Raw genomic sequence first — 23815 nt, forward strand, 5'->3', positions numbered from 1 at the left:
GCAACGACCATCCCGTGCGGGATATCCCGTGACCGGACGCCAGGGAGCAACTGCATGACCTCAACCGATTCCCCGCCAACCGAAGGTTCGGCACTCGATGCACTCTGCATCAATACGCTGCGCTTCCTGTCGATCGATGCCGTGCAGAAAGCGGCGAGCGGCCATCCAGGCTTGCCGCTCGGCGCCGCACCGATGGCCTATGCGTTATGGATGCGCCATTTCAAGCATCACCCCGCCAACCCGGCGTGGTTCGATCGCGATCGCTTCATCCTGTCGGCCGGACATGGCTCGATGCTGTTGTACAGCCTGCTCCACCTCACCGGCTACGACCTGCCGCTCGATCAGATCCGCAACTTCCGGCAATCGGGCAGCCTCACACCCGGCCATCCGGAGCGCGGCCTCACGCCGGGTGTCGAGACGACGACCGGCCCGCTCGGCCAGGGCTTCGCCAACGCCGTCGGCATGGCGATGGCGGAAACGCAGCTCGCAGCGTGCTACAACCGTCCCGGCTTCGCGATCGTGGATCACCACACCTACGTACTCGTCAGCGACGGCGACCTGATGGAGGGCGTCGCAGCGGAAGCGGCCTCGCTTGCCGGCCATCTCCGGCTCGGCAAGCTGATCTGCCTGTACGACGACAATCGGGTCACGCTGTCCGCCGGCACCGCGATCACCTTCACCGAAGATCGCGCGCGACGGTTCGACGCCTACGGCTGGCATACCGAAACGGTCCACGACGGCAACGACCTGGCCGCCATCGATGCGGCGCTGGTCAACGCACGCGCCGAGCAGCGGCGTCCGTCGTTGATCCTCGTGCGCACGCATCTCGGCTACGGCTCGCCCAACCGGCAAGACACGTACCAGGCTCACGGATCGCCGCTCGGCGATGCCGAGGTGCGCCTTACCAAGCACAACCTCGGCTGGCCACCCGATCCCGCGTTTCATATCCCCCCACCGGCGCTCGCGCATTTTCGCCGGGCGCTGGTGGAGGGGCGAGCACGAGAAGAGCAGTGGAACGCGCGGTTCGAGGCCTATACGCGCGCGTTCCCCGAGCTGGCGGAGATGCTGCTGAACACGGTGCGCGGCACGCTGCCCGACCGTTGGGACCGCGATATCCCGGTCTTTCCGGCCGATCAGCAAGGCATTGCGACGCGGGTCGCATCCGGCAAGGTGTTGAACGCCCTCGCTTCCCGCGTACCGTCGCTGGTCGGCGGCTCCGCCGATCTGAATCCCTCCACCTTCACCGCGCTGACCGGGCTCGGCGATTTCGAGGCCCCCGGCATGAACGCGCTCGACCGGCAAGGCTCCGACGGCGGCGGCTGGAGCCGCAGCGGCCGCAATCTGCATTTCGGCGTGCGCGAGCATGCGATGGGCGCGATCCTGAACGGCTTGGCAACCCACGGCGGCATCCTGCCGTTCGGTGCGACCTTCCTGATCTTTTCCGACTACATGCGCCCGCCGATCCGGCTCGCCGCGTTGATGCACCTGCAGGTGATCTATGTGTTCACACACGACAGCCTCGCGGTCGGCGAGGACGGTGCGACGCACCAGCCGATGGAGCAACTCGCCGGGCTGCGCGCGATCCCGGGCCTGCTGGTGATTCGACCGGCCGACGCCAACGAGACGGCCGTCGCGTGGCGCGTGGCGCTCGAAGCGCGGGAGCGGCCGACCGCACTGGTCCTGACCCGCCAGGACGTGCCGACCATCGATCGCCTCCGGTTCGCACCGGCCGAGGGCTTGCGGCGCGGCGGATACGTGCTGGCCGACGCCCCCGACGGCCGCCCCGCGCTGATCCTGATCGCGACGGGCTCGGAAGTCGCGTTGGCGCTGGCGGCGCAAGTCGAACTGCTCGCGCGCGGCGTGGCGGTTCGGGTGGTGTCGCTGCCCTGCTGGCGATTGTTCGACGCTCAGCCTCAGCCATATCAGGACGCCGTGCTGCCTAAGTCGGTCGGCGCGCGGCTGGCGATCGAAGCGGGTGTGTCGCAAGGCTGGCATCGCTATGTCGGCGATCGTGGCGACGTGCTCGGCATAGCGGGCTTCGGTGCATCGGCGCCGGGCGCCGAGCTGATGCGCGATTTCGGCTTCACGGTCGAGAACGTCTGCGACCGCGCGATGAAACTGCTCGCCTGAGCCATCGGCGGCCCGTGCGCGAATCAGGCGTTCGGGCCGCCGCCGGCATCGCGCGTACCGGCTTCGAGCACCGCGTCGACCATCGACTGGGCATCGGACACGATGCGCGCTCCACGTGATTCTCTACGTTGAAGCTTTCCGCATCGATCCGATAGAGATCCCCGGTACCCGATGGCCGGCCGTGCTCAATGCGCGGCCGACTTGCCCGCTCGACGTTCGAGCATGAGGATAAGGGCAATGATGCTGACGAAATGCGTGCGCTCCGGGGGCGTCAGACGGCCGTTCTCCAGCATCGATTCCAGCCGAATTCGCCAGAGTGCCAATGGCGCAGGTTCACCGAGCGTGACGCGTGCAATGAGTCGTTCAAGCGAACGCAGGTCTCCCTCGATTGCTGAGTGGGCCATGGCAACGCTCCGGTTGTCGTGAGGATCGGCGAACAGTCTATGACGACGCACGGCGCCACTCTGCCCGCTACCGTACATCGCCTGCGTGCCGCTTCTGGCACGCGTTCCCGACCGCTTGGGCCGCAGGCACGCGTCGCTGCGATCGCAATGGTCGTGCCCGCTCCTTTGTCCGCCATCGGACAGACGCCTGACCGGCTCGCTGCGAACGTGGGACGATCGGCGCGATACTGTGCGACGAGTGTGGGGCATCGACGCCCCGTCCGGTGCGCGCGCGTACAGCCTCCGCGACGCCACATGGCCACCTGCAACCGAAGCGCGGCGAGCGCAACGTCATTTATGCGGAGTATGCAACGTGACCGAAACGATCGGATGCCTCATCTTCGGAGCCCTGCTGATTTTCATGGGCCTCATCGGATCATCGCTCAAGCACCTACCGCTGAGCGCCGCCATGGTGTATCTCGGGATAGGCTTTCTAATCGGACCCTCTGGCATCGATTTCCTGTCGATGACATTGCCGGACGACGTCACGCGTTTGCGCATCGCCGCCGAAATCGGCCTTCTCATCTCGCTGTTCGCCATCGGCCTGAGACTGCGTGTCCCGCCTACCGATCGCCGCTGGATGTTGCCGCTTCGGCTTGGCATCGTCGCGATGATCGTCACTGTCGCGTCGATCGCCATGCTCGGCGTGCTGGTGTTGAATTTGAGTCTCGGCGTCGCGGTATTGCTGGGCGCAATGATCGCGCCGACGGACCCGGTGCTTGCTCATGACGTCGGCGTGCGTGACGCCGGCGACGTCGAGCTGGTGCGGTTTTCATTGTCCGGCGAAGGCGGGATCAACGACGGCACTGCCTACCCATGCGCGGTGCTCGGCCTGCTGTTGTGCGGCTCCGGCACGAGTTCGGATGTTCACTGGAGCATGGTCGGCGGCATTGCATGGGGCATCGCGTCCGGGGTGGGCGCCGGCTGGCTGCTCGGCTTCGCCACCGCTCGGATCGTCGCGTTCTTGCGCAGCCGTCACGGGCAGGCGCTCGGCCTCGAAGGATTCTTCGCGCTTGGCCTGATCATGCTGTCGTATGGCGTGACGCTCGCCATTCATGGCTACGGGTTTCTGGCCGTGTTCGCCGCGGGCGTCGCGATGCGGCGCGTCGAGCACCGAACGAGCGGCCAGAAAACGTCGAAGGAGACGGTCGGCATCGTGGACAGCGAGGATGTCGAGGCCACCTCCACCGATCCCGACAAAGCCCATGCATTCGTCGCGGAGTCGGTCATGGGTTTCACGATCGAGCTTGAACACATTGCCGAAGCCGTGCTGATCCTGCTGATCGGCGCGCTTGTCTCCCGTTATTGGGCTGACATGCTCACCTGGACGGGTGCGGCTGTGGTCGCAATCCTGCTGTTCGTCATCCGGCCGGTCGCCATCCAGCTCGCGCTGATCGGCTCCCGAGCGTCGCACCACCAGCGCCGCTTGATCAGCTGGTTCGGCATTCGCGGCGTGGGTTCCCTGTATTACCTGATGCTGGCTCTCGAGCAAGGGCCACGCGCGGAACTGTTGCCGCTGGTTCCGTGGGTACTATCCATCATCGCCATGTCGATCGTGCTGCACGGCATCTCGGCCGCGCCGCTGATGCGCCGCTATGCGTGAGATCCGTGGCGGGCGAGGCGGCACGGGTCGAACGGTTCGGTGCAGTGCAACGCCCGGCACTCAAGGTGCCGGGCGGCGGTATTTCCATGAACCTGCAGTGTCGATGACGTCTCGCGTCACAGTCTGCCAAGCAACATCAGGACGAGCAACACGACCAATACCAAGCCCAGCAATCCGCTTGGACCATAACCCCAGCCGTTGCTGTAGCGCCAGGCCGGAATCGCCCCGACCAGCAGCAGCACGACCACGATCAGTAGAAGAAGTCGCAGTGACATGTCGTCTCTCCTCAATCAATCCGGTCAGTCATGTCGCGATGCGTCCGCACCGATGGCTGCCGAATGCAATCGAACCGATGCTTCCGTCGATACGCTCACATGCGCCGTTCGTCGCCTGTCGCGTCGAAATCGGCGGTGCCATCTGTCGAATGCCTGAGTACCCTGGACGGAAGTCGCCTGCTTTCTTCATGCAGGACCCGCGCTCGATGTACCAGGTTCGGAACGTGCATCGACTCTTTCGATATGAAAGCAGGTGGACGCGGGCGTGGAGTCGGTCGGCAACGTACCGGACGCACGCGCGTCATCGCGGGCATCGCGGAGCATCACTCCGGCAGCGCGACCTCGATTGCAATCGGCACGCGATGGCGCAACCGGAAAACGAGCCGGCACATCGTTCCGCGGTCGACACCGTGCGGCCCCGGCGACGGCAACGGGTCGACGATCGCGGGTGCCGCTTGCGAAGTTCGTCACCTGCTTTCTCGTGGGTGGTCCCGGTTCAGTGGAGATGTCCGCCGAACAGCCCGAGCAACCCGATGACGATCAGATAGATCGCAACGATGTAGTTCAACAAACGGGGAACCACAAGAATCAGAATGCCGGCGATCAGCGAAACCAGCGGGCCCGCTGTCGTGAGGACGCGCATGCGCCCTCCGCAAGATTGAAAACAACACAGGGATACGAAGCCGCCCTGCCTCCGCCGCTCGTTACAGCGACTTGAGCCGGGTGACCTTCGTGCCTTCGAGCGTGACGCCGGCCATCAACCCGTTGTTCGTCAGCACGAACGCTTCGATCGGCGCGGTCGCGGTGCTGGTGTCGATGTTGCCGTTCGCGCCGATTTTCAGTACTGCCACCGACGCGTCGCCGCCCACCGACCAGCCTTCGCTGTTACGGAAGCGACCAAGCGCATCCTCGGTCATGAACAGGAAAATGATGGCTTTCGATTGCGCACCGATCTGCAGCCCGATCGAGCCAGTGGTGGTGCTGTAGTACCCGACCGTGCTGCCGGCAACGCGCAGCGAGCCTTCGCCGTACTGGCCGCCGACGAAGAGACCGGCCGCGATGACTGACGGGAATACCAGCACGCCGCGTGCCTTGCCGACGAGTTCACGCGAGCCTTTGGCGGTCGTGTAAAGGCGCGCAAGGGTCGAGTCGACGCCTGCATCGATGGTGTGGCGTTTGTCGGTCTGGTGGCCGCTGGCGTCGGATGTGCCGGTCGTCGTGCATCCCGAGACCGCGAGGCCGATAGCCAGGATCGATCCCGGCGTACCCCATAGAAAGGTTCGTCGCTGCATGATTCACCCCAAGGTTGTTCGTGGATATCCCTGACGCTACACACAGGCGAATACGAATGCGGTACGAAAGCGTACCAAGCATGCAAAAACAGACAACCTGCACAACCTCTCTTCGCGGTGATCGCGCCGATCGCCGCCCGCGTGCATTCGACGGCACGCCGGCGTCGATTCGCGTACGGCATCGTACCGACTTCCGTCTCGATTGCGCGCAGTGTGTCTTCGGGCGCCCTGATTGTTCCGCGCTGAAGCGGCCGATATGACGCTTCGATGGTTCCAGGTTTCGTATCAGCAAAGCAGGCGACCCATGTCAAGGAGCAGTGTGATGAACAGGGATCAGGTGAGAGGTCGCATCGCGGAAGCGAAAGGCAGACTGAAGGAAATGGTCGGCAGGGTCATGGGAAATCGATCGACCAGAATGCAGGGCAAGGTCGAGCAGGTCGTCGGGAAGACACAAGCGTCATTCGGTGACGCGAAAGAGCAGTTCAGGAAGCGGCCGTAGTGTGTTCGCGCGAACGGTTCCGTCGCGCCGCGCGAACAGGCAACGTGCGCGGATTCACCGGGTGTTGACGGCGCGTGCATGCAACATCCGGCGATACCCGTTTCCCGACTGGCCATCACGATGCCGCAATACGTCGGGTGTGGTCGCCGTGCGCGGCGGCAAGTGGTTTGTGCTGCTCGTCTCCCATGCCGGGAAAGAACGCGTCCCACGCATCGCGGACGCCTTTCGCTGCGGTCGCATCCGCGGCAATCGTCTCCTGGTCGACCGACTTGGCCGGATCAGAGCACAAGCCTCGCCAACGCGTAAAGGTGAGCATCGGCTTTTCGGTCCATTCGCCGTCGCCGAACTTCGCAAACGCCGTGTCGCCGCTCACCAGTCGCACTTCATACCATCCGTTGCGAACAGGCGCATATTGGTCCAGCGTAAACCATCGTGTAGATTGGATTTTCATCATTGCCTCCTCATGGGTCCACGGATCGTTTTGCAGGACAAAACTCCGGTCCCGCCTGGCCGACGCATGTGCGCTAATACGCGCACCGATTCAGCCACAGCCGGCCTGCGGCCGTCATGTTGATCGAGCCGCCGGTGCGCGACTCGTATGCAAGCCCGTGAGTCAATAGTTCATTCGCTATGGGACGCGGAATATCGGCTTGGGAATCCGGAATTCGATCAAGCGATTTGAGGGTCTCGACGACCTCGGGTGAAAGTGGGATGCACATGGCGGCCTCCTCGGTGTTGAGTTCATCGTGAACCGGACGCCACGCGCCGGTCTGTACGGTATCGACTATTTGGAGGCGAATTCTTCCGCAACCGCATCGCAGCCCGGTGATTTATCAGCATGGAGAATATGTTTCGGCATCCAATTCTTTTATTGCGAAACCATTGTCTAGCGCGCACACTGAAAATACCTGCCGGTTTTTTGTCAAGGCATCGGCGCCCTTGAATCCTTTGGCGCCAACGGCTGCTCTGTCAGGAGCACATCATGACCATCCCCACTCTCGAATATCGCGGACGTGAACTCCGCGTCTATTCACAAATGCTTTTCCCACCGTTCGGCGATCCGCACGCCCCCGGCCCGAAGCGTTTCGCTTCAATCGTGCGCATCGACACGATTCCGGCGACCTCGGCAACGGCGCCGCGTTACTCGACCATTTTCGAGCATGGCGCTCCGCAAACGGCGGCGCTCGCACTCGACCTGGCGATGCAATTCGGCAAGGACATCGTGGACGGCAAGATCGCCCCTGCGGCAATCTGATCCGTCCGCCGCATCCGACTCGACGCGGCGTCTCGCGACGCGAGCACACCTCACTCAGGAGCAGCCCATGAAATATTACTCAGGCACCTCGATCGATCGGCGCGATGACGCGACCCGGCAAAAGCAGCGGGATGATCTGGCCCGTGCCGACGTCGAACGCGCCGAAAAGCGCATCCGCCAGGATGCCGGCATCAATTCCAATGCGAGCAAGTGGCGTTATTCGCGCCCCGACAATCGGGCAAGATGAGCGGCACTTGCGCAGCAAGCGTGTGGCACGCCGGTCCCGCATGGCGGGTCGCGGCGTGCCGCGATCACGCATACCGGCGCAGGCGCATCGAGAAATAGGCGATCGCCTTGATGTCGCTCTGCTCCGTACAACGGCACCAATCCTGCAACTGAACCAGCAATTGCTCGTGCGATGCGTGTAACCACGTCCATAGCTCGAGCAACGCCTCGTACATATGCACGTACACGCGTATTCGCCGGTTCGCATTGGGGCTCGTCAGCGCGCGCAGATCGGGCTTGCGCTGATGGCCCCTGGCCTGGCGCAGCCAGCGTTTCATGCCGAGCGCGAACGCGCGCTTGTCGTCCCGGCTCATGTCCTGGATGCGGCGCAGCTCCCGCCCGGCAGGCGGGTTCGAGCATGCGCGCATAGGCGGCGATCACCGCATGCCGGTTGCGGATGACCGCTTGCAGCGTTGCGTCGTCAATCACGACCTTGTTCGCGAGCAGGCGCGGCATCGTCGCGACTCGCCGAACGGTCGCGAGCCTCAACGCCGCCAGCAGGTGGATGTACAGCCAGCCGATGTCCAATTCGAACCGGCGGTTCGACAGCCTGGCGGACGTCACGTATGCGTGGTGATTGTTATGCAGCGCTTCTCCTCCGATCAGGATGCCCATCCGGAAAAGGTTCGTGCTCGCATCGTGCGTCGCGAAATTCCGATCGCCGCCGAAGTGGCCGCAACCGTTGATCACGCCGCCGGCTCAGAACGAAATCCACATCATCCGGATCGCCCACGCCGCCACGCCGGGCAGCCCGACGTCGATCACGGCCAGCAGCCCGACGCCGAGATTCGGATAGCGGGCATAGACGTGGCGTTCGAGCCAGTCGTCCGGTGTACCCGAGCCATATCGGCGCAGCGTTTCCTCGTTCCGCACTTCCTCACGGTACAGCTCCGCGCCGCGCAGCAGCACGGTCGCGAGGCCTCGGGTTCGCGGGCTATGCGGATAGTCCGGGGTCTCGCTTCTCGCGTGATGCTTGCGATGCACGGCGACCCACTGCAGGGTCAGCATGCCGGTCGTCAACCACAGCCAGAGCCGGAAGAAGTAACTAACGCACGGGTGCAGATCCAGCACCCGATGCGCCTGACAGCGGTGCAGGTACACCGTCACGCCGATGATGGTGACATGCGTGAGCGCGAACACGATCCACGCAAGCTGCCACCAGGACAGCCTCAGCTCGCCGCTCAGCAGAAATGCCGACATGCCGGTCGCACTCCGGAGCACGCACGTATTCGCGCGCTTCGCCGTGACGGCGAGTGCGCGCGCCGATTCCCTACCCTTCGGCCGGCCTATTTCCCGACCTGATTGCCGACAACGCCGCCGACGGCCGCGCCGCCAACCGTGCCCAATGCACTACCGCCCGTCAGGACCGCGCCAGCGACGCCGCCGACACCCGCCCCGATCACGGTATCCGTTCCGCGGCGAGACATACCGCCGCAACCCGCCAGCAAGGCAATCGTCATGGTGACTACCGCCATCTCGACTGCCACGGAATGTAGCTTTCTCATGATCATCTCCTCGGGTTGCCGCTGCGCTGTCCAATCCGGCACGATGCGCGGAAACCCATGCGCTGACGTCTCGATGAAATTCGGGACGTCGGTTCATGATGGGCGGTGAATCGCACGCAGTCCGTCCGCCAACGTACCGGCCCGGATGCCGACCTGCCGCCTCACTGAAGCGCCGCTTGCGCGCCCCCCAGCGTCACGACCACGCTGTGACGCCGGCCGTCGTCCACGAGTCGCACCGCCGCTTTGCCGGTGGCGCGCCGCACGCCATCGACGACCAGGCGGGACACGCCGCTGCTGACGTCGTCCGGGTTCTCGACGACGATGTCGTAGTACGACGCCCCGTGGCGCAGCGTTGCCCTGAAACCCGGCCAGGATCGTGGTACGCACGGTTGAATGGACAGCATGTCGCCATGCCTGCGCAGGCCGAGCAGGCCTTCGACGCCCGCGCGATACAGCCAGCCCGCCGAGCCGGTGTACCAGGTCCATCCGCCCCGGCCCACATGCGGCGCGACCGAATAGACGTCGGCGGCGACCACGTACGGCTCCACCCGATAGCGATTCGCGCCGCTGCGCGTGCGGCTGCGATTGACCGGATTGAGCAGCGCGAACAGTTTCGCGGCGCGATCGCCGTCACCCATCTGTGCGAACGCGAGCACCGACCATGTGGCCGCATGCGTGTACTGGCCGCCGTTTTCCCGGATGCCCGGCGGATAGCCCTTGATATAGCCGGGATCGACCGGCGAACGATCGAACGGCGGCGCGAACAGCAGCGCCAGGCCATCGTCGCGGCGGATCAGCCACGCGTCCAGCGCGTCCATCGCCTGCGCGGCGCGCGCCGGGTCCGCCGCGCCCGACAGCACGCTCCACGACTGCGCGATCGCGTCGATCGTACATTCGGTATTGTCGGCCGAGCCGAGCGGCGTACCGTCGTCGAAGTAGCCGCGCCGATACCATTCGCCATCCCACCCCGCATCGGCGAGCGCATCGCGCAACGCGCCGGCGCGCGTCAGCCAGCGCGCCGCCAGTTCGCCCGAGCCGCGTGCCGTGGCGAGCGGGGCGAACGCCGTGAGCGTCGCATGCAGAAACCACCCGAGCCAGACACTTTCACCCCGCCCGGCTTCTCCGACCCGGTTCATGCCGTCGTTCCAGTCGCCCGTGCCGATCAGCGGCAGGCCATGCTCGCCGACCTGCGCGAGACTGGACTCCAGCCCGCGCACGCAATGCTCGAACAGCGACGCGCTCGTCTCCGAGATGCGCGGGATAAAGAACGCGTCCTGCTCGTCGGCGGCCAGCGGTCGTCCGTCGATGAAGGGGATCGATACATCGAGAATCTCGCGGTCGCCGCTGACGTCGACGTAGTGCGCGACCGCATGGGCGAGCCAGACGCGGTCGTCGGAGATCCGCGTGCGTACGCCGCTGCCGCTTTCCGGCAGCCACCAGTGCTGCATGTCGCCCTCCGGAAACTGGCGCGCCGCCGCCCGCAGCAAATGCTCGCGCGTCAGGGCCGGGCGGACGGCCGCGAGCGCCATACCGTCCTGCAGTTGGTCGCGAAAACCGTACGCGCCGCTCGCCTGATAGAAGCCTGCACGCGCCCAGATCCGGCACGACAGCGTCTGGTACAACAGCCAGCGGTTCAGCATCAGGTCCATCGCGCGATCAGGCGTTTCGACCTGAACGGCGCCGAGCGTCTCGTCCCAGAACGCCGTCACGGCGGCGAATATCGCGTCGAGATCCGCCTGACGGTAATGCGCGATCAACTGTCGTGCCGTTGCCGCATCAGCACCTTCACCGAGCAGCAAGACGATTTCGACGCTGCCGCCAGGTTCGAGATCGACCGTGGTCTGCAACGCGGCACACGGGTCGAGCCCGGCGCCGACGCGGCCCGACAACGGCGTCGCGCCGGTCCTGCCCGGAAAACCGGCAGGATCGCTCAGGACGCCATTGCGGCCGATGAACTCGCGCCGGTCCGCGCTCCACGAGGTTTGCAGGCCGCATAAATCGGCGAACGCCACCCTGCCGCGATACACCTGACTCCAGTCGTTGCGGGCAAACAGCGCGCCGGTCGGCTGATCGATCTCGCTCACGGTGTGCGGCGCCGCGACGCTGCGCGACGCGCCCAGCGCCCACTCCGCATAGGTTGCGACGGACAGCCGGCGAGTCCGGTCGGACAGGTTGCGCAAGGTCAGGCGGGAAATCTTGACAGGATCGGCCAGGGGCACGAACTGCAGCAACTCGACGGCGACGTCGGCGGCGGAATGCTCAAACCGGCTGTAGCCCTGGCCATGACTCGCCACGAAAGCGGTCGCGCCCGGCGCATCGTCGCCGATCGCGACCGCCTGCGGCCCCCAGCGCATGCCGGTCTCGTCGTCGCGGATGTAGAACACCTCGCTCGACGGATCGGTGACCGGGTCGTTCGACCACGGTGTCAGCGGATGCTCGCGGCTGTTCGTCACCCAGGTATAGCCGCCGCCCTCCGCCGACGTCAGGAAGCCGCATGACGGATTCGCGACGACGTTGACCCACGGCATCGGCGTGTGTTGACCGGGCTGCAGGATCACGACGTATTCGCGGCCGCCGCGCGCGAACCCACCGATACCGTTGAAGTATTCGAGCCCCGCGCCGGCCTGCGCGCCCTTCGGCGGCGCAATCGCGGGCGGCGGCAGCGGCGCGCGCGCGGCATCCGGGCGGGCGGGCGGCGGTGAACCAGCGAGGCGTCGCAACTGGTCCACCAGCCGGCCGTTGCGCGCGGCGAGCACGGCGCGCGCAACGGCCGGAAACAGCGCGCGCGCCGCCGCCGCCATCAGGTCCTCGCGCAGCACGAAAATACTGCCGCGCCCGGCTTCGTCCGGCAATTGCCGGGCCCGCACCAGCCCCTCGAGCGCCAATTGCAAATCCTGCACGTACGACGCCGCGCGCTCGTTGATGATGACCAGATCGACCTCGAGCCGCTTCATCCGCCAGTACTCGTGCGCACGGATCAGCTGCCGCACCATGGCGATGTGCTCGATGTCGTCGATCCGCACCAGCAGGATCGGCAGATCGCCCGATACGCCGTGCGTCCATAGCGGCGACGCGCCCACGCCGCCCGCCGCCGACACCGCCGCTGCATGGCGCAGCAGCGCGGCGGAGCCCGGCCGCATCGACGCATCGCTGTAGAGCATGTATCCGGCCAGTTGCTGGAACAACGCGGCCTCGTCGAGGCTCACCGCGCTATGCCGCAGCTGCACCTGCGCCTGGGTCCACGCGAGCATTGCCGCCCGCGCGAACGATTCGCCGTCGCGATGCTTGTCGACCAGGTCGAGCAGCTGCGCGCGCGAATCCGCGACGATGGTCCAGTAGGCGATGCTCGCCTTCGAGCCCGGCTCGATGCGCAGCCGCTGCCGCAGCGTGAACGCCGCGTCCAGTACCGCGCCTTCGCAAGCGCCCAGCGCACGCTGTTCGGTCAGCGCAAGCGGCAGGCGAACGCTGCGCCCGCGTCCGATAACGCGCAATCGATCGGTGTCGAATTCTGCCGCGCCGACGGTTTCGCCGGAAGTCACGGCCAGATGAGCGGCCCAAACTTCCACCTCGTTCGGCGCGCGCTTGCGCCGCGTCGCCAGAATCGCGCCGGACGCAGGCACGTACTCGGTTTCGATGAACAGTTTCGAGAATGCCGGATGGGCATGATCGGCGACGTGCGGAGCGAGCACGACTTCCGCATAGGACGTGAATTCGATCACGCGTGGCCGGGAGCCGGTATTGGCCACCGACACCCGCCGCACTTCCGCATCGTCCTCGGCGGATACCACTACCTCAAGCGACGTCGTCAGGGTGCCGTCGCGACGGACGAACTCGGCGCGATCCTCGGTGAACGTCACTTCGTAGCTGTTCGGCACCACGCCGGTGGGTTGCCACGTGGCCGACCAGACCTCGCCGCTCTCGGCGTCGCGCAGATACAGATAGCTACCCCAATCGTCGCGCGTCGCGTCTTCCCGCCAGCGCGTGACGGCCAGATCGTCGCGGCGGCTGTAGCCGGAGCCTGCGGCCGTGAGCATCACGGCGTAGTGGCCGTTGGACAGCAGATGCGTGACGGGCGCGGGATCGTCCGCCGACAGCAGGCGCCGTGCAACGCCGGCGTCGACGCCATGCATCCTGCCGGCGGGGCTCGCGTCGACCCGCGGCCGCCCTGCCGCGACCCGGCCCGGCACCTGCTCCTGCAACAGCAGCTCGGTAGCGCGCACGGCCGGCTCGCCATGGAAGAAGGCGCGAATGCGCCCGCCCAGCAGCGCATTAGCGATCGACACGATCGACATGCCCTGGTGATGCGCCATGAATGCGCGCACGATCGCAACTGACATGCCTTCCGGCACGCGCGCGGGCGTGTAGTCGAGCGCTTCGTAGAAGCCGAAGCGCCCGCACGCGCCGGCTGCACGCAGCCGCTCGAAGTTGCGCGCGGCGGCGTCCGGCGCGACCATCGCCGCGAGCGCGGTCGCATAGGGCGCGACCACTAGGTTCTGGTCGAGATCGCGCTTGAGCCCCAACTCCGGCACGCCGAAGCTCGAATACTGATAGGTCAGCTCGATGTCGCGCGTGTTGTACGCCGATTCGGACATGCCCCACGGCAGGCGCAGCCCGTCGCCGTAGGCGATCTGTCGACGCACCACCAGGTGATTGGTGCGCGCGAGCAGGCTGCTGTCCGGCGCGCGCATCACGAGCGACGGCATCAGGTATTCGAACATCGATCCCGACCACGAGATCAGCGCCGCGCCGTGCCCGATCGGCGTCGCCAGGCGGCCGAGCCGGAACCAGTGCCGTGCCGGGACATCACCCTTCGCGATCGCGACGAAACTCGCGAGGCGCGCCTCCGACGCCAGCAAATCGTAGTTGCCAGGATCGAGCCGCCCGTCGGCCACCGCGTAACCAATCGACAGCAGATTGCGCACCGGGTCGAGCAGAAAGCCGAACTCCATCGCGTAGGCCATCTGCAACGCGGTATCGGCCAGCGCATGCAGGCGCTTGTTCAGCACGTCCGCTTCGTCCGGCGTGCGCGTCGCGTCGCGGCAATGCCCCTGCACCGCGTGCTCCAGCGCCTGCGCCCAAAACAGCACGTCGTCGACGTCGCCGCCCCGTACCCCGCCGACCTCGTCCGTCAGCGCGCGTGCGACATCGGCGACCGTCGCGGTGAGGATCGTGATCTCGGACCATTCCGGCGCGGCGGGGCCGTCCGGGGCGCCGACTTCCCGGGCCGGAACGGCGAGCGCCTCATCCAGCTCGGTCGCGGCCCGCTCGAATTCGCCGTGCAAGGTCGTCCGGGCATCGCCATCGCTGCACACGGCTTTGCGCAACAGCGCGAGCGTGTCACCGATCCCTTCGTACGCGGCCTGCCACCCCACACCGGCGGGCTGATTCGCCCAGGCCCGGCAACCGTTGCCGAGGGCAATCAGGTGGCCGGCAAGATTGCCGCTGTCGACCGACGACACGTACTTCGGCTCGAGGGGCCGCAGGTCGCGCGTGTCGTACCAGTTATAAAAGTGGCCGCGATAGCGTGACATCAACCGCATCGTCGCGACTGTCGCCTCCAGCCGCGACACCGCGTCCAGCGTACCGAGCCAGCCAAACTCGCGGGCACTGACGGCGGACAGCAGGTACAGCCCGATGTTGGTGGGTGAAGTCCGGTGCGCGACGACGGGCTTCGGGTTCTCCTGGAAATTGTCCAGCGGCAGCATCTGATCGTCCGCCGTCACGAACGTCTCGAAATAACGCCAGGTCCGGCGCGCGTCGCGCCGCAGTTGACGCGCATCGTGCGGGGTCACCGCCAGCTCGCCCGCCGGCCGTGGTGCGCGGCTCAGCCAATACGCAATCGCCGGCGCGGCAAGCCAGACGACTACGAACGGCACGGCCAGCCAACCCGTATGACGATCGAAGCGCCAGCCCGCCATCAGGGCGGCAGCCGCGACAAGCAGTGCGAGCGTCACGCCGCCGCGCATTTGCAGATAGGTGGGCGCGAGCGTCCGCCGGTCGCGCGCCCCCGCTGCGGCCGCCGTGGTCCATTCGAGCAGATGGCGACGGCTGATCGCCACACGAAACAGCGTACGCGCGATCGCGTCGCCCATCGACCACGCCTGCTGCGGCAACATGACGATCGACAGGCCGAACCGCGTCAACGCGAACCGCAACTCCATCGACCATGCATGGAGCACGCTGCGCGTGGTCATCTTCACGTGCGTGCGCCGCCAGCGCGGCACCAGCCCGCTCAATACAGGCAACAGGAACGGCAGCGCGATCGTCACCAGCACGAAGGCGCTCCAGGCGAGCGATACGGGGAGCGGCAGCATCCATCCGGCCAGTAGCGCAACCAGCATGGCGGGCGCCGTGAGTGTGCGGCGCAGGTTGTCCAGCATCTTCCAGCGGCCGACCGCCGTCAACGGTTCGTGGCCGAACAGCAACCAGGGCAGGAGCTGCCAGTCGCCGCGCGCCCATCGGTGCAGGCGGCTCGCGGCGACGTCGTAGCGGGACGGTGACGCTTCGACAACCTCGATATCCGACGCTAGTCCGGCCCGCGCGAAAATACCTTCGAACAGATCGTGACTGAGCACTGCGTTCTCCGGCACGCGACCGGCGAGCACCGCCTCGAACGCATCGACGTCGTAGATGCCCTTGCCCGCATAGGAGCCTTCGTCGAACAGATCCTGATAGACATCCGATACGGCTGACACGTAAGGATCAATGCCGTGCGCGCTCGACGACACGCGCTGGAACAGCGAACCCTCGTCGCCGCTCGCGAGCGACGACGTGACGCGCGGCTGAAGGACGCCGTAGCCGCCGACGATGCGCCGGCTCGCCGAATCGAATACCGGCCGGTTGAGCGGGTGCGCCATCTTGCCGACCAGGCGGCGCACAGTATCGCGCAGCAACCGCGTATCGGCATCGAGCGTAATCACGTAGCGCACGTCCGGCGGCACGTGCGGCGTCCGGTCGGCCGTCGCGATGAACGTCGTGTCCGATGCGCCGCGCAGCAATCGGTTCAGCTCGTGCAGCTTGCCGCGCTTGCGCTCCCAGCCCATCCAGCACCGTTCGCCGTCGCTCCATACGCGCTTGCGGTGCAGCAGCAGGAAGCGCTCGCCTGCGCCCGGCGCGGCCGGATAAAGCCGATTCAACCGGTCGATGCCCGCCATCGCGGATGCCAGCAACCCGTCGTCGCTGTCGGTGTGCGGCGTGGACGCGTCCATCCAGTCGGAGAGCAAAGCGAAGTAAAGCGCGCCGTTGGGGCTCGCCAGGTGATGAATTTCCAGTTGCTCGATCTGCTCGCCGAGCGCAGCTTCCGTCGTCAGCAGCACCGGCACGGCGACCATCGTGCACAGGTCCGGCGGAATACCGTCGAGCAATGCGAGGCCGGGCAGAATCTTCGCACCGACATCGCGCATCACGCCGCGATTGACGAGCGCGACCGCGGCATCCAGCGCGGGTAGCAGGCCGGCGACGCCGAGCCAGATCAGCCACTGACCGGGCGGCTCGATGCGAGCGAGCCATGCCAGCATGCCCGTCAGCAGCAGCGCGGCAATCAGCCCGATCCGGCCGAGATACCCGCCGAGACCGGCGTGGCGAGTAAGGCGCCGCAACCACAACGCAACGGGCGGCCGATAGCCGATCTCCGCTTCGAATGCGGCGCGACCGTCCGCTAGCAGGTAGTAACCGGGGTCCGCCTCGCGGCTAGGCATCGCGCCGGCGGCCGGTGCTTGGCTCGGCCCTTGCGCCACGGCATCGGCGACGACGCGACGGGCAATCTCGAGCTCGCTGACGGGCGCGCCGCGGGCAAGCGCTTCAACCGCGTCGCGATACAGATTGCGCGTGGGGAAATCCATCTCCGCGAAACCCGGGTGGCTGCGCAGCACTCGATCGACCAGGCTGATGCGCTCGAACAACTCGGTCCAGTCCACCTCCGAAATCAGCCGCATGCTGGTGATCACGTTGCGCACGGTGAGGCTGGCGGCGCCCTGCTCGTGGTTGACGGAGGCGACGATCTGGTCAGGCGTCGCGCCGCGCGCTGCCAGGTGCCGATGCAGCCACACCAGTGCCGGTGCGACGGCCGGATCGGGATCGTGCAGCCGCTGGATCAGTTGTACCGCGAACGCATCGTGCGATACCGCCTGCTCATAACGCGCGACGAGCGGCTCTGTCTCCGCCCGCGCCTGCCCGCGTTCGCCGAGCAGGCGATCCGCGAGCGCGTCGGCATCGAGCCGCGCGCGCCGGTCGTCGATGATCTGATCCGCGAGCCGCCGCAGGTTTTCGATCAGCACGATGCGCAGCGTGATCGCCACCGCCCACAGTTCGCCGATCGTCAGCGGTTCCACCGCCTGATAGGCCAGCATGAAACGGCACAGTACATCGGGATCGAAACGGCTGTCCGTATGGGCGACGAACGACCAGTTGATCCCGAATACGCGCGGATAACCGGCGAACGGGCCGTTGCCGAGCTTGGGCAATTGCCGGTAATAGCGTGGGGAAAGATCATCGTGGATCTGCCGCACCTGCTCCGCGACCAGGTAGTAATTGTCGAGCAGCCACTCCGCTGCCGGCGTGATCTCTTCGCCGCGGGCGTCTGCGGCCACGGTGTTCCGGTACGCCTTCAGCAGATGATCCGCGTTGTCCTTCAGCCGCGTCGCCAGAGACGGGCCAGAGGCCGCCCCGGGCACTACCTTCTGCGCACGCGCCAGGCTTCCCGCATGCTGCGCCAGCCGTTCATCACCAAAGAACTCCTCGCGAATCGGTCGTGCATTGCTCCATGGCGATGTCCGGCGTCGCAAAATACGCGCAACGCGAATCTTCACGGCACCTTCTCCTGAATGACCACTCCATCCGCCCAGGCTTCACGCCCAAAGCGTCGCACCGTCAAACCGCTTCCGACAGCGATTTCACGTCGGGTTCGAAACGCTCCGCGACGTGCGGTGCAGATCGGTCGATGGCATTCGCACACGCCATCGACACGAGGGCATCGCGAGTCGTGTGCAGCGCACTCGCCTTCATGTCGATGTCGCGCACAACGCATTTCGGTAGGCACAGCTCGATCCTCTCGGAACTCGAGGTCATGCCGGTCAGGTCGATATCGAAGAACCGCCAGATTCCGTCACCTACGTCGATATCCGACGCCTGCAATATCGACATATCCGTGGTCGGCGGCGGTACAAGACGCTGGGAACCGTCATAGCAGGCCATGACCTGTTGCGCCGCAGCTACCAGCAACTCGTCATACGAGTCCCCCTCCACATCGATTTCCGGAAAATCCGGAAGCGCGCCGTGATAGCGAGGATTCCCGCGCCGCGTGATATAGACCGGATATTTCATGACTCGCTCTCGACGGAAAATGCAACGAAAGTCATCATGCACGGCGGGGCTCGACGAATCTGTACGTTGAAGAACAGTCTGTGCGGCGTGTTTGATGATCGCGCGTGAAGCGCGAGGGACGCGATCCCGCGCGCCCCTGTACGCCACCGGCTTTGTACGACAGCGTACCGACTGACGAAGCGTGCAGACGCATGGTGGTACTTCACGCGCAGATTGGCGATGGACCGTGGACTTCATGACGAGGGGGACGTCGTGATGGACGTAGGCCGTTGCGCCCCCGTTGCGCCCCATATCGCTTGCGCGATTTGATTCGACTCAAGCCGTACAAGCCTGAACTATCATGCAACGCGATCCCCTGACGGAGCCGTTTGATGAAAGATCACCCGAAGCGAGAAAAAAAACTCAAGGATAACCAACAAGAACAGGCGGAGGCGCGCGCGACCGACGACGGCATGCCGGTCGTGGGTCCGCAGCGAAAAAAGCGATATCCCCTTTTGTGGAAAGCCGTGACGCCCAGACGATATATTTCCGGCGCAAGGAAACGTCTCGGCATGGGTTTTCTATCGACCCTTTAACGTTCCCGTAGTCACCCTCCCCGCGCTGAAACAGAACGGGGAGCCGCCCCAGCAAGGCGGAATGGGAAGCCGGCCGAAACGCCGGCTTTTTACCGGTGCAGATCGCTCGTTACGATAAACGCCGCCCCGTCCGGCGCCGGGTAGCCAGCATTGGCGCAATCGTGCGCGGCATTTGCATGTCTTGCGCATTGCTCGCGACGAGTCGTGGCGCATGCGCCCCGTCCCGGTACGTCATCGTACAGATTCGCATCGCAATCCGGCGCATCCTTTGAATGGACGCCCAAATCTCCGATGCCCGGGCGCAAGGACAATCGCGCGAAAAGTTGTCGTGCTTCGTGACGCTTGCCGCAAGTCGGCATCATCGAATGGAGCGCTACCATGAACCCCGTCACGCTATTTCTGTCCGCCGTCGTAATGCTTGCGGCGCTTGCCGTCGGCGCGTTGGTCAATCTGTATCTCGCATTACCCGTCTTCATCGTCGCCATCCTGATCGCACTCTCTGTAAAAGTGGCGAATGTCTGGGAAAAATTTGTGATCCTGCGCGTTGGGAAACTGCAGAGCGTCAAGGGCGCCGGATTTTTTCTGATTGTTCCGATACTGGACAACGTCGTTGCAGTAATCGACGAGCGTATTCAAACGACGGCATTCAATGCTCAAGAGGCGCTCACCAGGGATACCGTGCCGGTCAACGTCGACGCCATCATCTTCTGGCACGTACACGACGCCCAAAAGGCAGCGCTCGCCATCACTGACTACCGGCAGGCCATCGATCGTGTCGCTCAAACCTCGCTGCGGGAGATGATTGGTTCGTCGATGCTGGCCACGCTGCTCTCTGATCGAAAGGCGGCCGATGAACACTTGGCAGAGGAGATCGGCAGAAAAACCGCCGATTGGGGTATCACGGTGAGGTCCGTGGAAACGCGAGACGTCGCAATCCCCGTCGCGCTGCAGGATTCGATGTCGCGGCAGGCGCAAGCCGAACGCGAGAAGCAGGCGCGTGTGATACTCGGTTCCGCGGAGGCAGAAGTGGCGGCGAAATTCGTCGAGGCATCGAAAGTCTATGAGAATCATCCGTCCGCACTTCAATTGCGAGCAATGAACATCATTTATGAAACGACGAAGGAGCGCGGCGCCACGATTCTGATTCCGAGTTCGATGGTGGACAGCCTGAACCCGGTTCTCGCATTAGCAATCGCTGGGCACGACGCGACCGATTCGACTGCGGTGCCGACGCTCAAGACGGCAGCATAGAGGTGCGACAGCATGTCGACGGTACTCGCTATCGGAAAACCAGAGGTCGCATTCGTGTTGTGTCGGATCAATACGCCGCAAAAAACCGGTAAAACAATTGCTTAATCCATTCCACCGCAACCAAATAGCAGAGCAGCATCGCCAGCAGAATCAGGAAGAACTGCGGCGGGGGGGCGACGAAGCCGAGAAGTGCCGCAACCGGCGTGAAGGGCAATGCACCGGCGATCAGCACGACCGCGAGCGAGGTAATTGTCAATACGCGACCTGGCCGACTCTTGAACGGACTGCCCTGCGTTCGAATGATAAATATCACCAGTACTTGAGTGGCAATCGATTCAATGAACCAGCCCGTGTGAAATAGCGCCTCGTCCGCATTGAACACCTTCAGCATGATGAAGAACGTCAAGAAATCGAAGACCGAGCTCACTGGCCCGACCACCCACATGAAATTTCGAATGAACTTCGTATCCCAATGCTTGGGATGAGAAAGAAAATCGTCGTCTACGTTATCCATCGGAATAGGCAATTCCGAAACATCGTAAAGCAGATTGTTGAGGAGAATCTGCGCCGGCAGCATCGGCAAAAAAGCGAGAAACATCGTTGCGCCCGCCATGCTGAACATGTTGCCGAAATTCGAGCTGGTTCCCATCATGATGTACTTCATGATGTTGGCGAAGGTCCGTCGGCCCTCCAGCACGCCAGCACGCAATACGTTTAAGTCTTGCCGCAGCAATATCATCGCTGCCGCCGCCTTGGCCACGTCTACCGCGCTATCGACCGAAATACCGATATCCGCGGAATGAAGCGAGGGTGCATCATTGATCCCGTCGCCAAGATATCCGACGGTATGTCCTTGGGCTTTCAGGCTCAGGATGACACGGTTTTTCTGCGCGGGCGTGACGCGGCAAAGCAGGTTGGCCTTCTTTATCTGCACCGCTAGCGCGGTATCGTCCATTTGCTGGATTTCGTTGCCGGTGAGTACCCCCGTGACTGGTACGCCAAGTTGTGCAAACACGTGTCGGGTGACCAGCTCACTGTCACCAGTGACGATCTTGACGTCCACGCCGATTTCAGCCAACTCCTTGAGCGCCTTCGACGCGCTGGGCTTGGGGGGGTCCAGGAAGGCCGCAAAGCCGGCGAAGATCAGCTCGGTTTCATCACTCAGCCCAGCGTGCAAGCAGTCCGACGCGACCGAACGCCACGCGATGCCAAGCACTTTGAAGCCTTCTCGCTCAAGGCTGTCGTGCAATGCCTGGATGGTCGCCAGCGTGGCCTCATCCAGCGGTTGCGTCCCCAGTGCTTCTCCACGCGCGTATTGTGTGGAAAGTCTGAGAATATCCTCCGGCGCGCCCTTTACCACCAGCAACCGCTGCTGGGCAGCATCGACCAACACCGACACACGCCTGCGCTCGAAATCGAACGGCACTTCGTCGATCTTGCGCCAATGACCGACATCGATCTCAGTGTGCTCAAGGATGGCGGCGTCCAGGGGGCTTTTGAGGCCGGTTTCAAAATAGCTATTGAGGTAAGCCAACTGCAGCACCTGCGCGCTATCTCGCCCTTGCACATCCAGATGCCGTTCCAAATGGATGCGTGCCTCGGTCAGCGTGCCGGTCTTGTCGGTGCACAGCACGTCCATGCTGCCCAGGTTATGAATCGCAGCGAGCTGCTTTACGATGACATGCTGCCGGGCCATGCGCAGTGCGCCGCGCGAGAGCGTTACTGTAACCACCATCGGCAGGAGTTCCGGCGTCAGCCCGACCGCAAGCGCGATAGCGAAGAGAAACGACTCCAGGAAGGGGCGATGGAAGTGCGCATTGACCAGAAACACAAAAAGCACCAGCAGCACGGTCAGGCGCATGATCAGCATGCCAAAACTATGCGTACCCAACTCAAAAGCAGTGGGTGGAGCCTTTGCCACCAGCGAATCGGCAATGTTGCCAACGGCGGTATCCGAACCAATCTGGCACACCATCGCCTTTGCCATCCCGCTGATGGCAGACGTTCCCATGAAGACAGCGTTTTCGGCCTGACTGAGGTCGCCCGTCGGCTCAGCGAGGTCCGCTGCATGCTTCTCCACTGGGTAAGATTCGCCGGTCAGCAATGCCTGGTTGACAAAGAAATCCTTAGCCTCGATCAAGCGACAATCGGCCGGCATGAGATCGCCAGCGGTAAGCAGAACCACGTCGCCAGGCACCAGCGTGGCGATCGGCACGTCCTGTGGATGTCTATCGCGTATCACCGTTGCGCGAACGTCAACCGTTTGTTTGAGCTGTTCCGCAGCCTGCCCGGCCCGATACTCCTGAACGAAATCCAGGGTCACGCTGACAAGAACGATGACCCAAATGACCACAAATCCGGTGACCTCGCCAGTCAGCGCCGACACGGCACTGGCGGCGAGCAGGATCATCACGAGGGGATTCCTGAAGTGGTTCAGATACTGTAGCAACAGGGATCGCTCACCGCGCGAGCGCAGCGTATTGGGGCCGAAGCGCACCGCCCTTTGGCGTGCTTCCGACTGACTCAAGCCCTCAATTGAGGATGCTAAACGGGCCTGGAGTGCAGCAGAAGGCTGGTTCCAAAAGTAAGATTCCGGCTGATCCATTGCGTACACCTTCTGCAGAAACTGCGCGTTCGCGCCAGGCCACCGAAGACTGCTCGAGATTCAAACGTCTGCACAAGAGGCTGTCACGGCCCCGAGGTTCGGCGTGAGCGGCAGCTCGCCTGCTCCGGTTCTTGTCGATGGATGCCCGGAGATCTGTGACTGTTGATTTTGTCCGCATCCCCCAACTGCGAGAACCGCTCGACTCGTACCGCACCTTTCCCAGCGGCATGTCAGCCAACGCAAGCTGCGTGGAAATTCGCACTGGATCTACTTCCGGCAATGCTGCCAGAAAATGATCCTCGAAGATGGATGGCTGACCAGACACATGTCGCTCGGGATGCAGACACTACCTAATGCTCCGGCGACGCGAGTCGTTGCGCTTAGGACTCGAGTTCGCGAAGCAGACGTTGCGCGAGGATCTTGGCGTCTTCTAGCGCGAGATCGTATTGCGCTCTGTCAGCATCGGTTTGGTATGGGGAATCATCGTTCGGCCCTTCAGTTGCGCGGCGCAGATACACATACCCTCGGAACGTACCGTGAGCAGATTCCATTATGCGAATGCGTGCGCAATGTGTTGTTGTACTGAATATAAGATCGTCCATGATGAACCTTCATGTATATTTTTCATCCTATCACTCTGGGAGAAATCAGGAAGATGACCTTGAGCCCGGACAGATAGGTGCCGAGTTGCTCTTGGCTTCTTTCAGGGCGGTGACCTGTGCGCAAATTTTGCGCCCCGATTTGTCCGGACGGCAGCCGGTAATGATCGCGTGGTT

Annotated in this window: 16 protein-coding genes and 1 pseudogene; 7 read left to right on the forward strand and 10 right to left on the reverse strand. The window is 64.1% G+C overall.

Going from position 1 to position 23815, the window contains the following annotated elements; translation table 11 throughout:
* Positions 1-54: 54 nt before the first annotated feature.
* Positions 55-2130 (forward strand): transketolase, encoded by a 2076-nt coding sequence (tkt, locus tag MYA_RS23310; protein ID WP_014725334.1) that lies wholly within the window; start codon positions 55-57, stop codon positions 2128-2130.
* A gap of 185 nt (positions 2131-2315) precedes the next feature.
* On the opposite strand, the gene MYA_RS23315 is transcribed toward tkt, so the two are convergent.
* Positions 2316-2534 carry a hypothetical protein gene (locus MYA_RS23315; RefSeq protein ID WP_041494205.1) on the reverse strand — a complete coding sequence of 73 codons (219 nt, stop codon included), beginning with the start codon at positions 2532-2534 and terminating at the stop codon, positions 2316-2318.
* 352 nt (positions 2535-2886) lie between these two features.
* Between MYA_RS23315 and MYA_RS23320 the strand changes: the two genes are divergently transcribed.
* A complete protein-coding gene (locus MYA_RS23320; RefSeq protein WP_041494206.1) occupies positions 2887-4176 on the forward strand; it encodes a cation:proton antiporter in 1290 nt (429 codons plus the stop codon).
* 116 nt (positions 4177-4292) lie between these two features.
* Here MYA_RS23320 and MYA_RS30255 read toward each other — a convergent pair whose 3' ends face one another.
* The 3 genes from MYA_RS30255 to MYA_RS23325 all read right to left on the reverse strand — a co-directional run bounded on the left by MYA_RS30255 (position 4293) and on the right by MYA_RS23325 (position 5743).
* The gene (locus tag MYA_RS30255; protein WP_072465587.1) at positions 4293-4451 is read right to left on the reverse strand and encodes a DUF3309 family protein; all 159 of its coding nucleotides are present in this window, start codon (positions 4449-4451) and stop codon (positions 4293-4295) included.
* A 496-nt stretch (positions 4452-4947) separates the two neighbouring features.
* Positions 4948-5094 (reverse strand): DUF3096 domain-containing protein, encoded by a 147-nt coding sequence (locus MYA_RS30260; protein WP_014725336.1) that lies wholly within the window; start codon positions 5092-5094, stop codon positions 4948-4950.
* Positions 5095-5155: 61 nt separating this feature from the next.
* Positions 5156-5743, reverse strand: a complete 588-nt coding sequence (locus MYA_RS23325; protein ID WP_034194765.1) for a BPSL1445 family SYLF domain-containing lipoprotein — start codon at positions 5741-5743, stop codon at positions 5156-5158.
* A gap of 322 nt (positions 5744-6065) precedes the next feature.
* Here MYA_RS23325 and MYA_RS23330 point away from each other — a divergent pair, with 322 nt between their 5' ends.
* On the forward strand, positions 6066-6242 hold the full coding sequence (locus tag MYA_RS23330) for a CsbD family protein (RefSeq protein WP_034194764.1): 177 nt from the start codon (positions 6066-6068) through the stop codon (positions 6240-6242).
* A gap of 115 nt (positions 6243-6357) precedes the next feature.
* On the opposite strand, the gene MYA_RS23335 is transcribed toward MYA_RS23330, so the two are convergent.
* Positions 6358-6693, reverse strand: a complete 336-nt coding sequence (locus tag MYA_RS23335; protein WP_034194774.1) for a hypothetical protein — start codon at positions 6691-6693, stop codon at positions 6358-6360.
* A gap of 531 nt (positions 6694-7224) precedes the next feature.
* Between MYA_RS23335 and MYA_RS23340 the strand changes: the two genes are divergently transcribed.
* Both MYA_RS23340 and MYA_RS30270 read left to right on the forward strand, forming a co-directional pair.
* Entirely contained in the window at positions 7225-7497 is a 273-nt protein-coding gene (locus MYA_RS23340; RefSeq protein ID WP_014725341.1) for a hypothetical protein, read from the forward strand.
* 67 nt (positions 7498-7564) lie between these two features.
* Positions 7565-7744 (forward strand): hypothetical protein, encoded by a 180-nt coding sequence (locus MYA_RS30270; protein WP_014725342.1) that lies wholly within the window; start codon positions 7565-7567, stop codon positions 7742-7744.
* Between the two features lie 64 nt (positions 7745-7808).
* On the opposite strand, the pseudogene MYA_RS23345 reads toward MYA_RS30270, so the two are convergent.
* The 4 genes and pseudogenes from MYA_RS23345 to MYA_RS23360 form a co-directional block, all read right to left on the reverse strand.
* A pseudogene (locus MYA_RS23345) lies at positions 7809-8982 on the reverse strand (DesA family fatty acid desaturase).
* An 86-nt stretch (positions 8983-9068) separates the two neighbouring features.
* Positions 9069-9287, reverse strand: coding sequence for a glycine zipper 2TM domain-containing protein (locus MYA_RS23350; RefSeq protein ID WP_034194773.1), 219 nt, complete (start codon positions 9285-9287; stop codon positions 9069-9071).
* 161 nt (positions 9288-9448) lie between these two features.
* Positions 9449-18094: a GH36-type glycosyl hydrolase domain-containing protein gene (locus MYA_RS23355; protein ID WP_014725343.1), complete on the reverse strand. Its 8646-nt coding sequence runs from the start codon at positions 18092-18094 to the stop codon at positions 9449-9451.
* Positions 18095-18155: 61 nt separating this feature from the next.
* Complete coding sequence (locus MYA_RS23360; RefSeq protein ID WP_034194763.1) at positions 18156-18608, reverse strand: type II toxin-antitoxin system HicB family antitoxin; 453 nt, start codon at positions 18606-18608, stop codon at positions 18156-18158.
* A gap of 371 nt (positions 18609-18979) precedes the next feature.
* On the opposite strand from MYA_RS23360, the gene MYA_RS30275 reads away from it, so the two are divergent.
* Both MYA_RS30275 and MYA_RS23365 read left to right on the forward strand, forming a co-directional pair.
* On the forward strand, positions 18980-19183 hold the full coding sequence (locus tag MYA_RS30275; protein WP_072465588.1) for a hypothetical protein: 204 nt from the start codon (positions 18980-18982) through the stop codon (positions 19181-19183).
* Positions 19184-19561: 378 nt separating this feature from the next.
* Positions 19562-20434 (forward strand): slipin family protein, encoded by an 873-nt coding sequence (locus tag MYA_RS23365; protein ID WP_014725345.1) that lies wholly within the window; start codon positions 19562-19564, stop codon positions 20432-20434.
* A gap of 67 nt (positions 20435-20501) precedes the next feature.
* Here MYA_RS23365 and mgtA read toward each other — a convergent pair whose 3' ends face one another.
* A complete protein-coding gene (mgtA, locus tag MYA_RS23370) occupies positions 20502-23039 on the reverse strand; it encodes a magnesium-translocating P-type ATPase (RefSeq protein ID WP_041494207.1) in 2538 nt (845 codons plus the stop codon).
* Positions 23040-23815: the final 776 nt, after the last annotated feature.

The organism is Burkholderia sp. KJ006 (genome assembly GCF_000262695.1).
GTDB lineage: Bacteria > Pseudomonadota > Gammaproteobacteria > Burkholderiales > Burkholderiaceae > Burkholderia > Burkholderia vietnamiensis.